At 63.5% G+C, this 18975-nt stretch carries 16 protein-coding genes; 7 read left to right on the top strand and 9 right to left on the bottom strand.

Going from position 1 to position 18975, the window contains the following annotated elements:
- Positions 1–5: 5 nt before the first annotated feature.
- The 3 genes from ACEN42_RS37305 to ACEN42_RS37295 are packed head-to-tail and all read right to left on the bottom strand — an operon-like array spanning position 6 to position 3921.
- Positions 6–2063: an ATP-binding protein gene (locus ACEN42_RS37305; RefSeq protein WP_238289391.1), complete on the bottom strand. Its 2058-nt coding sequence runs from the start codon at positions 2061–2063 to the stop codon at positions 6–8.
- Between the two features lie 6 nt (positions 2064–2069).
- The gene (locus tag ACEN42_RS37300; protein WP_238289393.1) at positions 2070–3569 is read right to left on the bottom strand and encodes an ATPase domain-containing protein; all 1500 of its coding nucleotides are present in this window, start codon (positions 3567–3569) and stop codon (positions 2070–2072) included.
- On the bottom strand, positions 3559–3921 hold the full coding sequence (locus ACEN42_RS37295; protein ID WP_371882584.1) for a HigA family addiction module antitoxin: 363 nt from the start codon (positions 3919–3921) through the stop codon (positions 3559–3561). The genes ACEN42_RS37300 and ACEN42_RS37295 overlap by 11 nt, the downstream gene beginning before the upstream one ends.
- A gap of 198 nt (positions 3922–4119) precedes the next feature.
- On the opposite strand from ACEN42_RS37295, the gene ACEN42_RS37290 reads away from it, so the two are divergent.
- The 3 genes from ACEN42_RS37290 (at position 4120) to ACEN42_RS37280 (ending at position 7547) form a co-directional block, all read left to right on the top strand.
- Positions 4120–4950: a CHAD domain-containing protein gene (locus tag ACEN42_RS37290; protein WP_374191226.1), complete on the top strand. Its 831-nt coding sequence runs from the start codon at positions 4120–4122 to the stop codon at positions 4948–4950.
- Between the two features lie 240 nt (positions 4951–5190).
- Positions 5191–5556 (top strand): NUDIX hydrolase, encoded by a 366-nt coding sequence (locus ACEN42_RS37285; protein ID WP_187603627.1) that lies wholly within the window; start codon positions 5191–5193, stop codon positions 5554–5556.
- Between the two features lie 200 nt (positions 5557–5756).
- On the top strand, positions 5757–7547 hold the full coding sequence (locus ACEN42_RS37280; protein WP_371882582.1) for an acyl-CoA dehydrogenase: 1791 nt from the start codon (positions 5757–5759) through the stop codon (positions 7545–7547).
- A 55-nt stretch (positions 7548–7602) separates the two neighbouring features.
- Here the strand turns inward: ACEN42_RS37280 and phaZ are convergent, their stop codons facing one another.
- From phaZ to ACEN42_RS37250, 6 genes are all read right to left on the bottom strand, one after another.
- A complete protein-coding gene (gene phaZ, locus ACEN42_RS37275; RefSeq protein ID WP_371882581.1) occupies positions 7603–8418 on the bottom strand; it encodes a poly(3-hydroxyalkanoate) depolymerase in 816 nt (271 codons plus the stop codon).
- Positions 8419–8518: 100 nt separating this feature from the next.
- Positions 8519–10210: an alpha/beta fold hydrolase gene (locus ACEN42_RS37270; protein WP_371882580.1), complete on the bottom strand. Its 1692-nt coding sequence runs from the start codon at positions 10208–10210 to the stop codon at positions 8519–8521.
- Between the two features lie 33 nt (positions 10211–10243).
- Complete coding sequence (locus tag ACEN42_RS37265) at positions 10244–10708, bottom strand: MaoC family dehydratase (RefSeq protein ID WP_371882579.1); 465 nt, start codon at positions 10706–10708, stop codon at positions 10244–10246.
- A 22-nt stretch (positions 10709–10730) separates the two neighbouring features.
- Positions 10731–12368 (bottom strand): fatty acid--CoA ligase, encoded by a 1638-nt coding sequence (locus ACEN42_RS37260; RefSeq protein ID WP_371883199.1) that lies wholly within the window; start codon positions 12366–12368, stop codon positions 10731–10733.
- A gap of 49 nt (positions 12369–12417) precedes the next feature.
- A complete protein-coding gene (locus tag ACEN42_RS37255) occupies positions 12418–12789 on the bottom strand; it encodes a BON domain-containing protein (RefSeq protein WP_371882578.1) in 372 nt (123 codons plus the stop codon).
- Between the two features lie 50 nt (positions 12790–12839).
- Complete coding sequence (locus tag ACEN42_RS37250; RefSeq protein WP_187603633.1) at positions 12840–13985, bottom strand: porin; 1146 nt, start codon at positions 13983–13985, stop codon at positions 12840–12842.
- A gap of 510 nt (positions 13986–14495) precedes the next feature.
- Between ACEN42_RS37250 and ACEN42_RS37245 the strand changes: the two genes are divergently transcribed.
- The 4 genes from ACEN42_RS37245 (at position 14496) to ACEN42_RS37230 (ending at position 18964) form a co-directional block, all read left to right on the top strand.
- The gene (locus tag ACEN42_RS37245; RefSeq protein WP_371882577.1) at positions 14496–15476 is read left to right on the top strand and encodes a quinone oxidoreductase; all 981 of its coding nucleotides are present in this window, start codon (positions 14496–14498) and stop codon (positions 15474–15476) included.
- 11 nt (positions 15477–15487) lie between these two features.
- A complete protein-coding gene (locus ACEN42_RS37240) occupies positions 15488–16336 on the top strand; it encodes a TauD/TfdA family dioxygenase (RefSeq protein WP_035499033.1) in 849 nt (282 codons plus the stop codon).
- 60 nt (positions 16337–16396) lie between these two features.
- A complete protein-coding gene (locus ACEN42_RS37235; RefSeq protein ID WP_035499034.1) occupies positions 16397–17452 on the top strand; it encodes a 3-keto-5-aminohexanoate cleavage protein in 1056 nt (351 codons plus the stop codon).
- Positions 17453–17614: 162 nt separating this feature from the next.
- Entirely contained in the window at positions 17615–18964 is a 1350-nt protein-coding gene (locus tag ACEN42_RS37230; protein WP_371882576.1) for an MFS transporter, read from the top strand.
- The last annotated feature ends 11 nt before the right edge of the window (positions 18965–18975 follow it).

Genomic DNA, 18975 nt, shown 5'->3' with positions numbered 1-18975 from the left:
GGCCGTCAATGCCTGGGCGCGACCGCCTTGGCGATCTCCATCAAGAGCTGACTCTGCTGATACGGCTTGCGCAGTCTCGGCAGATTCGCTTCCGCGCCTTCCGGCAGTTCGGCATACCCTGTCGCCAGAATGACGGGCAGCATGGGCCTGAGCGTGCGCGCCGCGTTGGCCAGCTCAAGGCCGGTCATTCTCGGCATCGAAAAATCAGTGAGCAGGACATCGACTTCGCGGCCGCTTCGCAAAATCTCAAGCGCGGCTTCACCGGAGTTCGCTTCGATGACCTCTTGTCCGAGATCCTGCAAAAGATACGAAGTGCTGGATGCGATGAGCGGGTCGTCATCGACCACCAGAATGGTCGCTCGTACCGGCGGCGTTTCGGTGGAAATGTTGTCCGCTGGTCTGATCGGCATCTCCGCTTCGGCCACTCCGCTCTCGGAAACCGGAAGCCAAAGCGATGCACACGTGCCTTGTCCAACCATGCTTTCGAGACGCAGCGCCCCTTGTAACTGGCGCGCGAGACCGTGGATCATCGAGAGGCCAAGCCCCGTGCCCTTGCCCACTTCCTTGGTCGTGAAGAACGGTTCCGTGGCTTTCGCGAGCGTCGCGGCGTCCATGCCCGTACCCGTGTCGCTCACCGTGACCCGGACATAATCGCCCTCGGTCAGTTCACCATCGCCCGATGAATGGGCGAGCGCCACGCTGATGACGATCACGCCGCCATCGGGCATCGCGTCGCGCGCATTGACAACGAGGTTCAGGATTGCAAGTTCGACCTGATTGACATCGACCAGCGTGAAGGGAATTTCGTCCGCGGTATTGATCGTCAATTCGATCATCGAACTGATCGAGCGTTCGAGCAGGTCCGACATGCCGTGCACCAGCGCCGGCATCCTGACGGGTTCGACCTTGAGAACCTGCTGTCGTGCGAACGCGAGCAATCGCTGGGTGAGCGCCGCGCCGCGTTGCGCGCCCTTGAGCGCACCTTCCACCAGACGTCCCGCCTTCTCTCCAGGCGGCACCTCCTTTCGCACGAGCTCCAGGTTCGCCATGATCGCCATCAGGAGATTGTTGAAGTCGTGAGCGATGCCGCCCGTCAACTGGCCGATCATTTCGAGCTTCTGAATTTGCCGAAGCAGATCTTCCGTGTGCTCGCGTTGCCGGATTTCATCGAGGACGGCCTGATGCGCGTGTTCCAGTTGCGCCGTGCGCTCCAGCACCTTTCCTTCGAGCGACTCGTTCAAGCGCCGCAACTGATCCTCGGCGGACTTTCGCGGCGTGATATCCGACGACACACCGACGAGCTGCGTGATCCGGCCGAGGTCGTCGCGAACGACACGCGCCCGGATGTCTACCCAATGCACGGTGCCGTTCGGCCAGACATTGCGATATTCGATGGCATAGTCGCAACCTGTTTCGATGCTGCGCATGACCGCCGCCTGCATGCGCTCCCGATCTTCCGGATGAACGCTCGCGCGCAGTTCCTCGTACGTGAAACTGTCGTTCTCTCCGCGCCCGAAGATCGCCTTGCAGGTCGCGGATGCCGTGAGTGTCGGCGTAGCGAGGTCCAGGGTCCAGGAACCAAGTTGCCCGGCGGTCAGCGCGGTACGCAAGCGTGCTTCGCCTTCGTGCAGTTCGCGAATCCGCGCCCGTGCGTCGAACTGGCGATGCCGCCCGCGCACCGCTGTCTCGACCACGCTCACGAAGGTCGTCGGATGAAAAGGCCGTTCGATGAACGTGACATTGCCGAGCGCTTGCGTGAGCCGTTCGGCCATCGGCCTGCGGTCGGCGCCGCCACTGCGCCGCGTCAGGACGACGAACGGAAAGTCCGACCAGGGCGGCTGGGACGATACCCATCTGGAGAGCGCGACAAGATCGACGCCATTCAGGGCTTCGTCCGCGACGATCGCGCAACAGACATCGTCCGCCAGCTTCGAACCCAGTTGCGGCACGTCCGCGCACGCCGCCGAGTCGATTCCGGCCGCCGCCAGGAGTGTCTGCGCGACGGCGAAGTCGCGCCCCGAAGGCGTGAGCAGGAGCACCGGACATCGATCGAATTCGAACATGCGGCCTTAGCCTTCCTTCGGAGTAAGCAATGGCGCCGAGTTCCCGACGAACGTGGGCACACCGCGCAGCACCCCCTGAAAGTCTTCCAGCGGCGCTCCCAGGACCAGCCCTTTCTTGCCGATGCGAAACTCGCGTATCGATTCTTCGTGCGCGCCCGTGCGCTTCTTGATGACCGAAACGGCGCGCCGTACCCGGCCGAGCGCCTCGAAGTAGCGCAGCAGGATGACTGTATCGGCGAGATAGGTCACATCGACCGGCGCTTTCATGTCGCCGACGAGGCCGTGCTGCGCGACCGTCAGAAACGTGTTCGCGCCCTGCCGGTTCAGATACTGCAGCAGCTCGTGCACATGGAGCACGAGCGCGTTCTCTTCGGGCATTGCGGCCTGATAGCCGTTGAGGCTATCGACGACGACCGTCTTTGCGCGCGCGGTATCGACGCTCGCGCGCACACGATGCGCGAACTCGCCCGGCGACAGCTCCGCGGCATCGACCTGTTCGATATGGAGACTGCCGGCGTCTCTCATCGCTTCGAGGTCGATGCCCATGACCCGAACCCGGTCGAACAGCAGTCCGAGTTCTTCGTCGAACACGAAGAGTGCGGCCTTCTCGCCTCGCCTCACGGCTGCGGCAATGAACTGCAGCGCGAAGAGGCTCTTGCCGGTGCCTGCCGGTCCGAGAATCAGGGTGCTCGATCCTTGCTCGACACCGCCGCCAAGCAATGCATCCAGTTCGGTCACATCGCTCGTCATCTGGGTACGCGCGAAGCTCGTGCGATGTTCGCCGGCGACGAGCCGTGGAAACACCGACACGCCGCCCTTCCTGATTGCGAAGTCGTGGTAACCGCCGCGAAACTGCTGACCGCGATATTTGAGCACCCTCAGACGACGCCGCTCCGCTCCGTACTGCGGCGACAGTTCCTCCAGCTTGATGACGCCATGCGCCACGCTATGAACCGTCTTGTCCGCAGCTTCGGAAGTCAGATCGTCGAGCAGCAGCACGGTAGCGTCGCGCCCTGCGAAGTAATGTTTGAACGCGAGAATCTGCCGGCGGTAACGCAAGGAGCTTTGCGCAAGCAAGCGGATTTCGGAGAGGCTGTCGATCACGACGCGCTTCGGCCTGACGCGCTCGAATTCCCCGAGTATCAGCCGCGTCGTCTCACCCAGTTCGAGATCCGAGGAATAGAGCAGCGTTTGCTGCTGATCCGGATCGAGCAGGTTTTCAGAGGGACTCACTTCGAAAATGCTGATCTCGTCGCCGAGGCTCCAGCCGTGCGACAAAGCGCCGTTGCGCAACTCCGATGCCGTTTCCGAAAGCGTGATGTAGAGACATGGCTCGCCCGCTTCCGCACCGGCCATCAGAAAGCTGAGCGCGATGGTTGTCTTGCCGGTGCCGGGACTGCCCTCCAACAGGAACACGTTCCCTTTGCTCAGCCCGCCGACAAGAATGTCGTCGAGTCCTGAGACGCCCGTTCGGGCATATTGTGGCGTTGCGATATTAGCGTCCATCGGTTGCTCCGAGCTGCTTCATCGCCGTGCGAGAAAGCCGATATCTTGGAATTTGCGGCAGTGCATCCGCCAACGATGCGCGAGCGTCGCGCAGATCATGGGTGCATTGCAGTTGAAGCCAGAACAGGGCCGAGATTCCGCAGAGCGCTTCCAGCCGCACCGCCATCTCGGGGGTGAGACTCGCGCTGGCGTCGAAGATTCGGTGCAGCGTCTGACGAGACACGCCCAGATCCCGCGCCGCCTGGCTCACGGAGAGACCAAGACGCGGCAGCACGAAGTCCTTGAGAAGAACGCCAGGGTGGCGAACCTCGCGGTGTTGATCAGCAATATGGGAAATGGCCGCAACGGTCATGTCGGGTGTAACCTCCTGCGTGACACCCTGCGGAGCATATCACGAGGCTCGGGGCCGATAGCGCGAGCGTGCTTTTCCGTGCGATTCCGGCCTGGACCTATCGTGATTCGATGCAGCCGCTCCACAAAGAACTGCGCCGCGTCGGGGGCACGCATTTTGCCTCAGGGACAGGATCACTGAAAATGCGGAGACACTGCTATGACGACGGACGATACCCACCGCGCCGTGGAGCGCGAATCAGTAGCCGAAGCGAACTTCGCAACGTACGCCGAGCCGCTGGTGCACGAGGCCATCGAGGAAGCGTCGGCGCTCAAAGACACCGCCGACGCCGAGAAACTGCACAAGTTGCGCGTCGCGTTGCGCCGGCTGCGCACGCTGCTGTGGGCCTACCGCCCCATCCTCGACGAGCAATTCGACAACGAGCAGCGCGCCGTTTTGAAATTTCTCGCGAGCGCGGCAGGGAACACGCGCGACTGGGACATCCTGATCAGTCTCGTCGGAAAAAAGTGTGACGAAGAACTGCTGGGCGCGTTCAGGCAAAACAGAGCGCAAACCGCGGATCAAAGTCGCGAGACGCTCCTGAACTCGGATCTGACGAAACTGCTGCGCGCAGCAATCAGCGAAGCGAACCGTGAGTTGAACACCTCCCCGGCGCGTACGCCCTTGACCAAATTCGCGCGTAAGCGCATATCCACGGCGCAGAAGCAGCTCAAGAAACGTATGCGACACGCGTCGAAAGCGGGCCGCTCAGAATACGACTCGTATCACGATGTCCGCAAGGCCGGGAAAAAGGTCCGTTACCTCATCGAATTCTTCGAACCGCTCTTGCAGAAAAACCAGCGCAAGGGTCTGAAGGAGCTGAAGCGGATACAAAAGCGCTTCGGCGGATTGAACGACGTCGTCGCCAGCCGCGCGCTACTGACGGCGCATCGAGGATCATTGCCTGAAGGAACGAGCACCGACGCAGCGCTCCGGTTGCTCAAGAAGGAACAGAAGCGCCGTCTGAAGGCGGCGTCAAGGCTGCTGTAGGACGGGTATCGCCCCGACAAGATCGACGGCAGGATTTCGATGACGCTTTTATGTCACACAGTCAAATTCAAATTCGTCGCTGGTTAATTTATCGTTGGCGAATTGGCCTGCTTTTGTAATAGCATTGGCGCACGCTGCGCGTGTCAAGGTTCAGGCGTCGGTTATCTCGATCGACGCCGGGCTGCGCGCAGCCGGAGACTTCCAGCAATCGACATCAGAATAAAACGCGGAGTTCAAGTCTTGAAGAAACGCGCCACCGTCATCTGTCGAAAAGGCAAACGAATTTTGCTCGTCGCAAGAGAGTCCAAATGGGCTCTGCCGGGTGGCATGCTCAAACGGGGCGAGCATCTGCCCGACGCGGCGCTTCGGGAACTCAAGGAAGAAACGCAGCTCTCCGGCAAATCGGCGAAATACCTTTTCGACTTCAAGAGCAAGCAGAAACATCATCACGTCTTCTATTGCGATATCCCGAGCCGGGCGAAGCCGCGTCCGAACAATGAAATCTCCAAATGCCGCTGGGTGGAGCTCGAAGAACTTCGACGGCTCATGACCAGCGCGCCGACGGGCGATATCGTGAAGCTGGCCAGTCAAAAGAGAAAGAAGTAACCCTCCCTCCGCGAGAGGTGCGCGCCGGAACATCCCCGTTCTAAGATCAGCCCAGCGCACTTCCCAACACATCAGGCATCGACCAGCGATCGCTCGCGGCGCTCACGCCGATCTCGAGTCGTTTCCGCGCATCTGCCTCGGCTCATTCTGACGACGAGGCCTTGCCGCAGCCGTCGAATCGATGCCACCGGAGAAACACTTTGAGCTATACCGCCCCATTGAAGGACATGTTGTTCGTGATCGAGGAGCTCGCCGACGTGGCGAGCGTTTCCGCGCTGCCGGGCTTCGAAGACGCCACGCTCGAAATCGCGCAGGCCGTGCTCGACGAAGCCGCGAAGTTCAACGGCGAGGTGCTTGCGCCGCTCAACGCCGAAGGCGACAAACATCCGAGCGAGTGGCATGACGGCAAGGTCACGACGACGCCCGGTTTCAAGGAAGCATTTCGGCAGTACGGGGAAGGCGGCTGGCAGGGCGTCGTGCATCCGGCCGACTTCGGCGGACAGGGGCTGCCGAAGCTCATCGCGACGCCGTGCATCGAAATGCTGAACGCCGCGAACATGTCGTTTGCGCTCTGCCCGCTCTTGACCGACGGCGCGATCGAAGCGCTGCTCACCGCAGGCTCCGACGAACTGAAGCAGCGTTACATGCCGAAGCTCATCTCGGGCGAATGGACCGGCACGATGAACCTCACGGAGCCGCAGGCAGGCTCCGACCTCGCGCTGGTGCGCACACGCGCCGAGCCGCAAGGCGACGGCACGTACAAGGTCTTCGGCACCAAGATCTTCATCACGTATGGCGAGCACGACATGGCGGAGAACATCGTCCATCTCGTGCTTGCGCGCACGCCGGGCGCGCCCGAGGGCGTCAAGGGCATCTCGCTCTTTCTCGTGCCGAAATTTCTCATCGACGAAGACGGCTCGCCCGGCGAGCGCAACGACGTGCATTGCGTATCGATCGAACACAAGCTCGGCATCAAGGCGAGCCCGACGGCCGTGCTGCAATATGGCGATCATGGCGGCGCGACCGGCTATCTGATCGGCGAGGAAAATCGCGGCGTCGAATACATGTTCATCATGATGAACGCGGCGCGCTTCGCGGTGGGCGTGCAGGGCATCGCGGTGTCCGATCGCGCGTACCAGCAGGCCGCCGCGTATGCGAAGGATCGTGTGCAAAGCCGTCCCGTCGATGGTTCCGCGAAACAGTCCGTCGCCATCATCCGGCACCCCGACGTGCGCCGCATGCTCTCGACGATGCGCGCGCTGACCGAAGGCGCCCGCGCACTGGCCTATGTCGCGGCTGCGCACTCGGACTTCGCGCATCACGCCGCCGACGCCGACACGCGCGCGTTTCATTCCGCGATCTACGAATACCTCGTGCCGATCGTGAAGGGCTGGAGCACGGAGATGTCGATCGACGTCACGAGCCTCGGCGTGCAGGTGCATGGCGGCATGGGTTTCATCGAGGAGACCGGCGCGGCGCAGCATCTTCGCGACGCACGCATCCTGACGATCTACGAAGGCACCACCGCGATCCAGGCCAACGACCTGATCGGCCGCAAGACGGTCCGCGACGGCGGCGCGGCTGTGCGCGCGATCCTCGCGCAGATCGACGAGACGCTCGCCGCGCTCCAACAGCACGACGGCGCTCCGTTCGACGCGATGCATCGGCGACTCACGGCCGGACGCGCCGCGCTTGCGAGCACCGTCGACTTCGTGCTGCGCAAAGCGAAAGACGATCCCAATGCCGTGTTTGCGGGCGGCGTGGCTTATCTGAAGCTCGCGGGCATCGTGCTGTCGGGCTGGCAGATGGCGCGCGCGCTGATCGTGGCGAATGCCCGGCGCGCCGACGATCCCGCGTTCTACGGCGCGAAGATCGCGACGGCGCATTTCTTCGCGGACCATGTGCTGCCGCAGGCCGTCGCGCTGGAAGCGTCGATCGTCAGCGCCAAGGGCGATCAGGGCATGTTCGCGCTCGCCGAAGACCAGTTCTGAGCGAGCGGCGGAGATCGGGCGGCGCGTTTTGCCGCCCGATCTCCGCCCTTGATAACTAACCCGCCAGCAGAAAGTTGCGCACCAACGGACCCACCACACTCGTCTGTGTGATGAGGAAGAGATGGCCGTCCTCGATGACGTGCAGCGTCGCCTGACGAATCCGGCTGGCTATGATCTTCGCGTTGACGAGCGGGACGATCGGATCGTCGTCGCCATGCATGACGAGGGTCGGCTGGCGCAGAGAACCGAGCCAGAGCAGGCTGCTCCATCCACATGTGGCGAGTAGCTGATACACGTACCCGCGTCCGCCCGGCGCCTGAATATGGCGGCCGTGTTCCTCCAGAAGTTCGGGATCGCGCCGGTATGCGCCGCCATAGATCTCCGCGCCGACTTCGCGCAGATAATCCGGATCGCGATAACGCCGCGCGCCGATCAGCCTCGAGAGCACGGAAAGCCGTCCGGGCACCATGATGACGCCCGGCGACGTGGCGGCCAGCACCAGCCGCCGGCAGCGGTACGGATACAGATACGCGAACTGCTGCGCAAGCGCGCCGCCCCACGATACCCCGAGCACATCCACTTGCCCGTCATAGCCGAGATGCGAGAGCAGCTTGTCGGTGAGCACCGCCAGCGTGGAAAAGCGATACGGCACGAGCGGCGCGGGCGAACCTCCCACGCCCGGAATATCGAAAATCACGACTTCCACGTCGCCGAGTGCATCGACGAACGGCTGTACCAGTTCGAGATTGGCGCCGATGCCATTGAAGATGACGAGCGGCGGCGAAGCATCGCTGCCTCGCCAGATGCCGACGCGAAGCAGTTGACCGTCCATCGTGACGGTCTGAATGTCCATTGTGCGCACAGTTTTCATCGTTCTTTTCCATGTGGATATAAACGGAACGCCGCGCGGGTGCGCGGCGTTTTTTTTCGATGCGCTTGTCGGCTGTCGACTGCGGGTCTGAAACCGCTAATCAAGCCTCCAGAACATAGGTTCCGGGTGCGTCGGCGAGTCGCTTGTGCCGTCTGTTGCCGAGCGACTTCGGCGCCGCGCGTCGTTCGCCGGAACGCGCGGCGAGCCACTCGCGCCAGTCGCTCCACCACGACCCTGCTTCGGGCTTCGCGCCGGCGAGCCATGTGTCGGCGTCTTCGGGCAATTCGTCGTTGCGGAAGAACTTCGCCTTCGGATTGCCCGGCGGATTGATGAGGCTCTGGATATGGCCGCTGGAACTCAGCACGTAGCGCGTTTTTCCGCCGAATGCGCGCGCCGTGTTGTAGACGCCTTTCCACGGCGTGATGTGATCGGTCATGCCCGCCATGACGTAGGTGTCGCAGTTGACCGCGGACAGATCGACCGGCGTGCCGAGGACGTTGAGCGCTCCGGGCGTGCTCAGCAGATTGCCCATGAAGATGTCGAGCAACTGGCCGTGCATCTTCGCGGACAGACGCGTCGCGTCGTTGTTCCAGTAAAGGACATCGAAGGCGGGCGGCGCTTCGCCGAGCAGATAGTTGTTGATCCAGAAGTTCCACACCAGATCGTTGGGACGCATCCAGGCGAACACGCGGCCCATTTCCTCGCCGGCCAAAACGCCCTTGGCCTTGCTGTTGCGCTTGGCGATCTCGACGGTCTCGGGCGTGGTGAAGAGCCCGAGTTGCGACGGCGAGGTGCTGTCCAGCACCGCCACCATCAGCGTGGCCGCGTTGACCGACTTGTCGCCACGGCTGGCCAGATGGCCGAGCAGCGCCGAGATCGTCATCGCGCCGGAGCACGCGCCGTGCAGGTTCACGTCCGGGTTGCCGGTGATGTCGCGCACCGCCTGAATCGCTTCGATGAGCGCGGCGACATACGTGTCCATGTCCCAGTCGCGATGTTCCTCGCCCGGATTGCGCCAGCTCACGGCGAATACCTGGAACTCGCTCTTCACCAGATACTCGACGATGCTCTTGTTCGCCGACAGATCGAAGACGTAGAACTTGTTGATCTGCGGCGGCACGATCAGTTGCGCACGCGCGTAGACGTTCGGCGTCGCCGGCGTGTATTGAACGAGTTCGAGCACTTCGTTGCGAAACACGACCGCGCCCGAGGTCGTGGCGAGATTCCCGCCGACCCGAAACGCGCGCTTGTCGACCTGGGACGGCATGCCCTTGTTGCCGAGCGTATCGGCGAGCATGTTTCTCATGCCGGCGACGACGCTCGCGCCGCCCGATTCCACGGCCTTGCGAAGCGCCACGGGATTGCCCGCCAGCGTGTTGGTCGGTGCGAGCGCGTCCGTCACGAGCGACATCACGAACTGCGCGCGTTCCTTGTTCCGGTCGTCCAGCGCAGAACGCTCGACGAATCCCGCAAGCGCGTCGCGCCAGGCCAGATAGCCCTGCAACGTCGTGCGGTACAGCGGCTGATCGCGCCATGCCGGATCGGCGAAACGTTTGTCGCCCCGTTCCGGCGTGGACGTTTCCTTGCCGCTCACCGCCGACGTCAGATCGCGCGCGAGCGCCGCGGTCTGGTCCAGCAGCAGCGCGGGATGCAGCATCGCCTGCGTGCCGATCTGCCGGGCGGCGGCGAGCATATCGATGGCGCGCAGCCCGACGAACGGGTTGGGCCCGAGCATGCCGTCGGTTGCGCCAGCCGTGATGTCGTCGTTGCCGCTGTTCATGTTTGCTGCCATCTCGATCTCCGAACTTTCATCCTTGCTCACCCATCACGCCAGAATCATCACGAGCGTCTGAGCGATCAGCGCGGGCTTTTCCTCGCCTTCCACCTGCAACGCGTTGTCCGCCCTGACGATGATCCGTCCGCCGCTCTTCCTTTCGACATCCGTCAGCATCACGCGGCTTCTGACGCGGGAGCCGGATCGGACCGGCGCCATGAAACGCACCTTGTCGAGCCCATAGTTCAGGGCCGCCGACGCATCCGCCGGGATGATGCCCACTTCGATCGCGAGCGTCGCCAGCAGCGAAAGCGTCAGGTAGCCGTGCGCGATCGTGCCGCCGAACGGACCCTCGCGCTTCGCGCGCTCCTCGTTCATGTGAATCCATTGCGTGTCGCCGGTGCAATGCGCGAATGCGTCGATGCGTGCCTGGTCGACGACGACCCACTCCGACACACCCAGTTCACGGCCGACGAACTCATCGATCGTCGCCATGCTGTATCCAGTCATGCTCATGCTTTAACTTTCCTTCGAGCGATCACGCGAACTGTTCGCGCAACCGCTTCTTGTTCAATTTGCCGACGCTCGTCTTTTCGAGCTGATCGACGATCCTCACGACCTGCGGCACGGCGTACTTCGAAATCCGTCCGGATTCGCTGAACCCGAGGACGTGATTCCTGATGTCGTCTTCCGATACGGCTGGCGTGAACTGCGGCTTGCGCACGATCAGCGCCACGGGCCGTTCGCCCCACTTCTCGTCCTTCACGCCGATTACGGCCACTTCGGAGACGCCCGGATGCAGCGAGATCAGATTCTCGATCTCGAGCGACGAAACCCACTCGCCGCCGGACTTGATCACGTCCTTGATGCGGTCGGTGATCTGCAGATACCCGTTCGTATCGATGTTCGCGATGTCCTGCGTATGCAGATAGCCGCCTTCCCAGAGCTTTTCCGACGCGTCGGCATCCTTCAGATAGCCTTGCGTGAGCCACGGCGCGCGCACGACCACCTCGCCGCTCGCACGGCCATCGTGTGCGACGTCGGCGCCTTCCTCGTTCACGATGCGCAGATCGACGAGCGGCAGCGGCAGGCCCGTCTTGCAGCGCAGAGGCACCTGCTCGTCGAGGTCGAGCGTCTCGCTGCCGGGCTTTAGCTGCGCGAGACTCATCAGGGGGCAGCTCTCGGACATGCCATAGCCCGCGAAGATATCGATGCCGCGATCTAGCGCCGCGCGCGCGAGGCCCTGAGGCAGCGCGCCCCCGCCGATGACCACTTTCCATCCGCTGAGATCGACGCTCTTCGCTTCGCCGCAATTGAGCAGCATGTGCATGATGGTGCCGACGCAATGCGAGAACGTGACGCCTTCATCGCGCACCAGAGCGACGAGCCGCTCGGGCACGTAGCGGCCGGGATAGACCTGCTTCACGCCCAGCACGGTCGCGATGTACGGCATACCCCACGCGTGAACGTGGAACATCGGCGTGATCGGCATGTAGACGTCGCCGCGATGAAAGCGCTGTCCCGAGACCGGGCTCGCGAGCGCGGCCATTCCCGTGATGGTGTGCAGCACGAGCTGGCGGTGCGAGAAGAAGACGCCCTTGGGCAGGCCGGTCGTGCCCGTCGTATAGAACGTGGTGGCGCGCGTGTTCTCGTCGAAGTCCGGGAAGTCGTAGGCGGACTCGCTCGCGGCGAGCATGCTCTCGTATTCGTCCGCGAACGGGATCGCGTGCGCGGCGGCGGCGCTGCCTTCGTCTTCGATCAGGATGAAGGTGCGCACCGATTCGAGCTGATCGCGGATCGATTCGATGACCGGCAGGAAGTCCGCGTGGACGAGCAGGATCTGCGCGCCCGCGTGGTTGATCGTGTAGGCGATCTCCGCCGGCGAGAGCCGCACGTTGACCGTCTGCAGCACGGCGCCCATCATCGGAATGGCGAAATAGCATTCGAGATAGCGATGGCTGTCCCAGTCCATCACCGCGACGGTGCTGCCCATGATCGCGCCGTGCCGTTCGAGACCGTTGGCGAGGCGCCCTATGCGCTCCCGCATCGCGCGGTAAGTGAGGCGCGTCTCGCCGCGATACACGATCTCCTGATCGGGCGCGTGCGCGAGCGGTGTGTGCAAAAGATGCTTGATGAGCAGCGGGTACGCATACGCCGACTGGGTGGGTTCGAACATGTCGTGATTCACTTGATTTTCCTTGATGCAGGGCCGCGCGCCGCGTGGACTACTGCGCGAAATTGCGCCTGATAGCCAGTTTGTTCGTCACCGACACGACGCCGGGGACGCCTTTCGCCAGGGCGCCGACCTTCTCGATCTGCGCGGCGTCGATCACCGTGCCGGTCAGCGTCACCGCGCCGCCCTTCACGCCGACGCCGATATCGCCGGCGTCGATGCTCTTGTCTTTCGCGAACTCGGCGTAGACGAGCTTGCGCAGCGCGCGATTTTCCTTGCGAGTGGCGACCGGCGCGCTCGCGCTCGACGCAACCGAAGGCGCGCTCGCGGCCGCGATGGTGTCGCCGGCATAAGAAGCGGCTCCGATCGACGCCAGGACGATCAACGCCGCAAAACCTGATCCGAATGGCTTGATGCTCTTCATGGACTGTTCCATTTATTGTTCACGGGATTTTCGTGTCGCGCGGCCGCGCGTCAGAAGTTGTGGCGGACGCCGAGCATCGCAGCCGTCGTCGACGTTCCGGGCGCCACAGGCTGCCCGTACACGATCGTCTGATTCATCGTTCCGTGGTTATCGACATGGCCGACCTGCGCATAGGCAAGCGTGCGCTTGGACAGGCTGTATTCCGCGCCCACCGCGAACTCGCTCGAATGATTCGCCGAGTTGTTGTTGTCCTTCAGGTAATAGAAACCCGATGTCACCTTCAGAGCGGGGGTGAATCGATAGCCGAGACCAGCTGAATACATATCGATATCGGCACGATTGCTGTTTGCCGGGTTCTTGCCATGGCCGTATGAACCGGACACCGAGAAACCGTAAAACGTGTACTGGGCGCCAGCGTAGAAAAATCGGTTGTTCGCTTGCCCCGTCGCCGGAATCGCCGGGGTGGCGGGATAGGTCGCGGGAAACGGATTGGCGTCATGGCCGTTGTAGTACGCCGCGGCGAGGTTCAGGCCGTAGTTCGAATACTTGAGCACGGCCGACTCGCGCGTGCCGCCCTGAAAATGTCCGGGGACGCCGCCGGGCGCGTACTCCAGCGCGAACGACGCGCCATAGAACTTCGGCGACTCGTAGACGAGCGCGTTGCTGTCGTACAGCGCGCCGATCGCGCCGTTCGTGTTCGTGCCCGGCCAGCCCGCGGCCTGATTCATGCCGAGCCACGCGGTCAGGATGCTGCCGAAGTACTGCGCGCCGCGCACGTCGGTGTCGTACATCGCCCAGATCATCGGGACGATCTGGCGGCCCGCGTCGAGCTTGCCGAACGGCCCCGAAACGCCGAGCGTCGCATACTGGTTGAACTGGGCCGTGACGCCCGGCGTGTCGCTCAGGCCGAATCTGCCCGTGCCGCTGTCGAACGAGCTTTGCAGCTTGAAGTTGATGTGATAGCCGCCACCGATGTCCTCGGTGCCTTTGAGACCCCAGCCGCTCGAATAGATGCCGCCGTCCTTGAAGCGATAGACCTTGCCGAGATTGGGCGCGTTCGGGGCGAACGACGCCGCCGCGGTGCTTTGGTAGAACAGCCCGGAATCGACTACGCCGTACAGCGTTATCGAGCTTTGCGCGTGTGCGGCTCCGGAAAAGGCCAGCAGTACCGCCGCGCTGGTTAGGCTTCGCTTCATAAGGTCTCCGTATCTTGTTGGCTTGCACGCATCCCGATGCACAACAATGTGGTCAGGGCCGGGCAATCGGTGGGTGGGCGCTTCACAGGCCCGTCGTTCGAATGGCCGCCGAGGCAGCGAACCGGGCGCAACCCGGCGGCATCGCGACGGCGTGTGAAGGCTTGTAGCAAGAATACGAAAGGAACGCGATTCCAGCCCCTCTCCCGGTGGGAGGGGCGACGGGGTGAGACCGTGCGCGCGCAAAAAACCGCTTTTCGGAAGTCCCGCGCCGAGCCGGGAGGGGGTGGCGGGCGGGGGGCGGACCCCTCCCTACGCGAGAGGGTCGCGCAAGCCCATCCGGGACTACGATGCGTATGAGTTCACACACCAGCCGATCCGGCGTAATAACGCCAGGTATCAGCATCTGCCAGCCCGCATCGAAGCGGCCGGCGCTGCGACCGGGTTCCGGGCTGCGAAAACCACTGTACACGCTGCGAGCCTGACCGCTCGGGCGCATGAATGGAGAAACAAATGGCACATGCGATTCGCTTTCACGAGACGGGCGGCCCCGAAGTCCTGCGCTGGGAAGAGGTTCCGGTCGGCATGCCCGGCCCCGGGCAGGTCAGGCTGCGTCACGAGGCCGTCGGCCTGAATTTCGCCGATACCTACTTCCGCAGCGGCCTGTATCCGGTCCCCCTGCCTGCCGGCATGGGCGTGGAAGCGGCGGGCGTGGTGGAAGCCGTCGGAGCGGGCGTCGATCAGGTGCGCGAGGGCGACCGGGTGACCTACACCGGTTTCATCAACACGCTCGGCGCCTACAGCACCGAGCGCCTCGCGCCTGCGGCAGCGCTCATCCGCCTGCCGGAGGGCATCGAATGCGCGACCGCCGCCGCGATGACCATGCGCGGCCTGACCGCCTCGTATCTGATGCGCCGCATCCATGCGTTCAAATCGGGCGATTCCATCCTGCTGCACGCCGCGGCTGGCGGTGTCGGGCTGATCGTGTCGCAGTGGGCGCGCCTTCTGGGCGTCACGGTCATCGGCACGGTGTCTAGCGACGAAAAGGCGGAAATCGCACGTGCGCACGGTTGCACGCACGTCATCAACTACAGCCACGAGGATGTCGCGAAGCGCGTGCGGGAACTGACGGACGGCGTGGGCGTGAATGTCGTGTTCGATAGCGTCGGAAAAGACACGTTCGAATCGTCGCTCGACTCGCTGCGCCGCCGTGGCCTGATGGTCTGCGTCGGCACCGCATCCGGTCCGATTCCGCCGTTCAATCCGCAGTTGCTCGCGATGAAAGGCTCGCTCTATCTGACGCGCCCCGCGCTCGCCGACTACATCGCCGATCCGGCCGAAAAGAGCGAGCTCGCAAGCGAACTCTTCGGGCACGTCGCGAGCGGACGCATTCGCATCGAGATCAACCAGCGCTATGCGCTGCAGGATGCGGCACAAGCGCATCGCGATCTCGAATCGCGCAAGACCACCGGTTCATCCATTTTCGTCGTGTGAGGAGACAGACAATGCGCGTCGAACAAATTACCTGCGCGATCGGAGCGGAACTGACCGGCGTCAGCATCGCCGATGCGGTGCACGATGACGGCCTGTTCGCGGAAATCCGCGCAACGCTGCTCAAGCATCGCGTGGTGTTCCTGCGCGATCAGGACATCACCCGTGCCGAGCACGTCGCGTTCGCCCGCCGCTTCGGCGAGCTGGAAGATCATCCGGTCGCCGGCAGCGATCCGGAGCATCCGGGTCTGGTGCGAATCTACAAGAATCCCGACCAGCCCAACGACCGCTACGAGAACGCCTGGCACACGGACGCCACCTGGCGCGCCGCGCCGCCGTTCGGCTGCGTGCTGCGCTGCGTCGAAACGCCGCCCGTCGGCGGCGACACGATCTGGGCCAATATGGTCCTCGCCTACGAGAACCTGCCCGAGCATGTCAAGGCGCAAATCGCCGACCTGCGGGCGCGCCACAGCATCGAAGCCAGTTTCGGCGCTGCCATGCCGATCGAAAAGCGGCTCGCGCTGAAAGCCCAGTTTCCGGACGCGGAACACCCCGTCGTGCGCACGCATCCGGAGACGAAGGAAGCGACCCTCTTCGTCAACGCCTTCACTACGCACTTCACGAACTATCACACGCCCGCGCGCGTGCGCTTCGGCCAGGACGCCAATCCGGGCGCGGGCCAGTTGCTGAGCTACCTGATCAGCCAGGCGTATATCCCCGAATACCAGGTTCGCTGGCGCTGGAAAAAGAACAGCATCGCGATCTGGGACAACCGCAGCACGCAGCACTACGCGGTCATGGACTATCCGCCTTGCCATCGAAAGATGGAGCGTGCCGGAATCATCGGCGACGTGCCTTATTGATATCCGCGCGGCGCGGCGCAGTACATCTCACATCGAATTCATTTTCAGCAGGAGCCAGACATGCAATTTCTCGACGATTCGCTTCACCCCGAAAACCAGGACAAGGTTGTCATCACGGTCGCGCCGTACGGTCCGGAATGGGCCCCGGCCGATTTCCCGGAAGATATTCCGGTGACGATGGACGAACAGGTCCAGAAGGCGGTCGACTGCTATAACGCCGGCGCCACCGTTCTGCATCTGCACGTGCGCGAGCTGGACGGCAAGGGCTCCAAGCGCCTGTCGAAGTTCAACGAGCTGATCGCGGGCGTGCGCGCCGCCGTTCCCGACATGATCATCCAGGTCGGCGGCTCGATCTCGTTCGCGCCGGAAGACGACGGCCAGGCAGCCAAGTGGCTCTCCGACGACACGCGCCACATGCTCGCCGAACTCGATCCGAAGCCCGATCAGGTGACCGTCGCGATCAACACGACGCAGATGAACATCATGGAGCTGCTGTATCCGGAGTATCTGGAAGGCACGTCGCTGTCGAATCCCGCGTTCATGGCCGCCTATAGCGAAATGACCGTGCCCGCCGGCCCCGCATGGGTCGAGGAGCATCTGCGCCGTCTGCAGGCTTCGGGCATCCAGCCGCACTTCCAGCTCACCGGCATCCATGCGCTGGAAACGCTCGAACGCCTCGTGCGCAAGGGCGTCTACAAGGGGCCGCTGAACCTGACGTGGATCGGCATCGGCGGCGGCTTCGACGGCCCGAACCCGTTCAACTTCTTCAACTTCGTCCACCGCGCGCCGGATGGCTGCACGCTCACGGCCGAGTCGCTGCTGAAAAACGTCCTGCCGTTCAACATGATGGCGATGTCGATGGGTCTGCATCCGCGCTGCGGCATCGAAGACACGATCATCGATCAGCACGGCAATCGCTTCACGTCGGTGCAGCAGATCGAGCAGTGCGTGCGCGTGGCCCGCGAACTGGGACGCGAGATCGCGAGCGGCAAGGAAGCGCGCGAGATCTACCGTATCGGCGTGCAGTACGAAACCGCGGACGAGACGCTTGCCGCGAACGGCATGGCGCCGAATCGCAAGCCGGGACAGGTCAACGTTCCGCTGCGCGCGGCCTGAAGCACGGCATGAGGGCGCGGCGATGGTCGCCGCGCTCATACTTCTAACCTGAAACTCCACGGCGCAGGCCGGGAAGCCCGACTTCCCGGTCAGAAAAATCGACGGCACGCTGCGCGAACACGCGCACGACGAGGCCCACGCCGTACATCGGAGGAGACAATCTTGGACATCGACTGCATCGAGCCAGCCGCGCGCGGCATCAACGCCGGCAAGGCCGTATCGCGCAAATACGCGTGGATCGTATTCGCGCTCACATTCGGACTACTGTTGTCGGACTACATGTCCCGACAGGTCCTCAACGCGGTATTCCCTCTGCTGAAGCAGACCTGGGGCCTCTCCGACACGCAACTGGGCTCGCTCAGCGGCGTCGTCGCGCTGATGGTGGGTCTTCTGACGTTCCCGCTCTCCGTCCTCGCGGACCGCTGGGGCCGCGTGCGCAGCCTCGTGCTGATGGCGGCGCTCTGGAGCGTCGCGACGCTCGGCTGCGCCGTCGCCACGAACTACGGCGAAATGCTGATCGCCCGCGCCTTCGTCGGTCTCGGCGAAGCGGCGTATGGCAGCGTGGGGATTGCGCTCATCCTCAGCATTTTCCCGTCGCACCTGCGCTCCACGCTCACCGGCGCCTTCATGGCCGGCGGCGCGTTCGGCTCGGTGCTCGGCATGGCGCTGGGCGGATTCGTCGCCGTGCACTTCGGCTGGCGGGCGTCTTTCGGCGCGATGGCCGGCTTCGGCCTGCTGCTCGTGATCGCCTACCGGCTGGTCGTATCGGACAAGCGCATCGCCGCGCGGTATCCCGATGTCCCGGCTGCGAAACGGCAGAAAGACGGTGTGCGCACGAGCCTGCGCACGCTGCTGGCCGGTCTTTTCTCGACGGTTTCGGTGGTCTGCGCGTATATCGGCAGCGGCTTGCAGCTCTTCATCATGGGCGCCGTGATCGCGTGGATGCCCAGCTTCCTGAATCGCTACTATGCGCTGCCCGCCGACAAGGCAGCCGCGGGCGCAGCGGTATTCGTGCTGCTGGGCGGCGTCGGCATGGTCACGTGCGGCGTCATCACGGACCGTATCTGCAGGAATGCGCCCTCGCGCAAATGGATCACCGCGGTCGTCTATTGCCTGCTCTCGCTCGTGTGCCTGTCCATCGGCTTCCGACTCGATGCCGGCCCGCTGCAACTCGTCCTGCTCGGCGTGGGGATTCTCGTCGTGGCGGGCACGTCCGGCCCGGCGGGCGCGATGGTGGCGAACCTGACTCCGGCGTCGATCCATGCTTCGGCATTCGCGACGCTGACGCTCGCGAACAATCTGATCGGTCTCGCGCCGGGTCCGCTCGTCACCGGCGCGATCGCCGACCGTATCGGCCTCCTGGGCGCGCTGCAACTGATTCCGCTCGTGAGCGTCGCGGCGATGATCGCGTTCGCCATCGGCCGGTCGAGATATGCGCGTGACCTGAGCCGCATCGATGCTCTGCGTGAGCAGGCGTCGCCCAACGAACCTGCGCAGAAGCCGCTTGCATAGCCTCTGCTCAC

This window comes from Caballeronia sp. S22 (assembly GCF_964261745.1).
Taxonomy (GTDB): Bacteria; Pseudomonadota; Gammaproteobacteria; order Burkholderiales; family Burkholderiaceae; genus Caballeronia; species Caballeronia jiangsuensis.
This window is presented reverse-complemented; position numbering and strand designations above follow the sequence as displayed.

Excerpts from the sequence above, each read along its gene's own strand:
- ACEN42_RS37305 (WP_238289391.1), bottom strand. The coding sequence starts at position 2,063 with ATGTTCGAATTCGATCGATGTCCGGTGCTCCTGCTCACGCCTTCGGGG.
- ACEN42_RS37300 (WP_238289393.1), bottom strand. The coding sequence starts at position 3,569 with ATGGACGCTAATATCGCAACGCCACAATATGCCCGAACGGGCGTCTCA.
- ACEN42_RS37295 (WP_371882584.1), bottom strand. The coding sequence starts at position 3,921 with ATGACCGTTGCGGCCATTTCCCATATTGCTGATCAACACCGCGAGGTT.
- ACEN42_RS37290 (WP_374191226.1), top strand. The coding sequence starts at position 4,120 with ATGACGACGGACGATACCCACCGCGCCGTGGAGCGCGAATCAGTAGCC.
- phaZ (WP_371882581.1), bottom strand. The coding sequence starts at position 8,418 with ATGAAAACTGTGCGCACAATGGACATTCAGACCGTCACGATGGACGGT.
- ACEN42_RS37270 (WP_371882580.1), bottom strand. The coding sequence starts at position 10,210 with ATGGCAGCAAACATGAACAGCGGCAACGACGACATCACGGCTGGCGCA.
- ACEN42_RS37265 (WP_371882579.1), bottom strand. The coding sequence starts at position 10,708 with ATGAGCATGACTGGATACAGCATGGCGACGATCGATGAGTTCGTCGGC.
- ACEN42_RS37260 (WP_371883199.1), bottom strand. The coding sequence starts at position 12,368 with ATGTTCGAACCCACCCAGTCGGCGTATGCGTACCCGCTGCTCATCAAG.
- ACEN42_RS37255 (WP_371882578.1), bottom strand. The coding sequence starts at position 12,789 with ATGAAGAGCATCAAGCCATTCGGATCAGGTTTTGCGGCGTTGATCGTC.
- ACEN42_RS37250 (WP_187603633.1), bottom strand. The coding sequence starts at position 13,985 with ATGAAGCGAAGCCTAACCAGCGCGGCGGTACTGCTGGCCTTTTCCGGA.
- ACEN42_RS37245 (WP_371882577.1), top strand. The coding sequence starts at position 14,496 with ATGGCACATGCGATTCGCTTTCACGAGACGGGCGGCCCCGAAGTCCTG.
- ACEN42_RS37240 (WP_035499033.1), top strand. The coding sequence starts at position 15,488 with ATGCGCGTCGAACAAATTACCTGCGCGATCGGAGCGGAACTGACCGGC.
- ACEN42_RS37235 (WP_035499034.1), top strand. The coding sequence starts at position 16,397 with ATGCAATTTCTCGACGATTCGCTTCACCCCGAAAACCAGGACAAGGTT.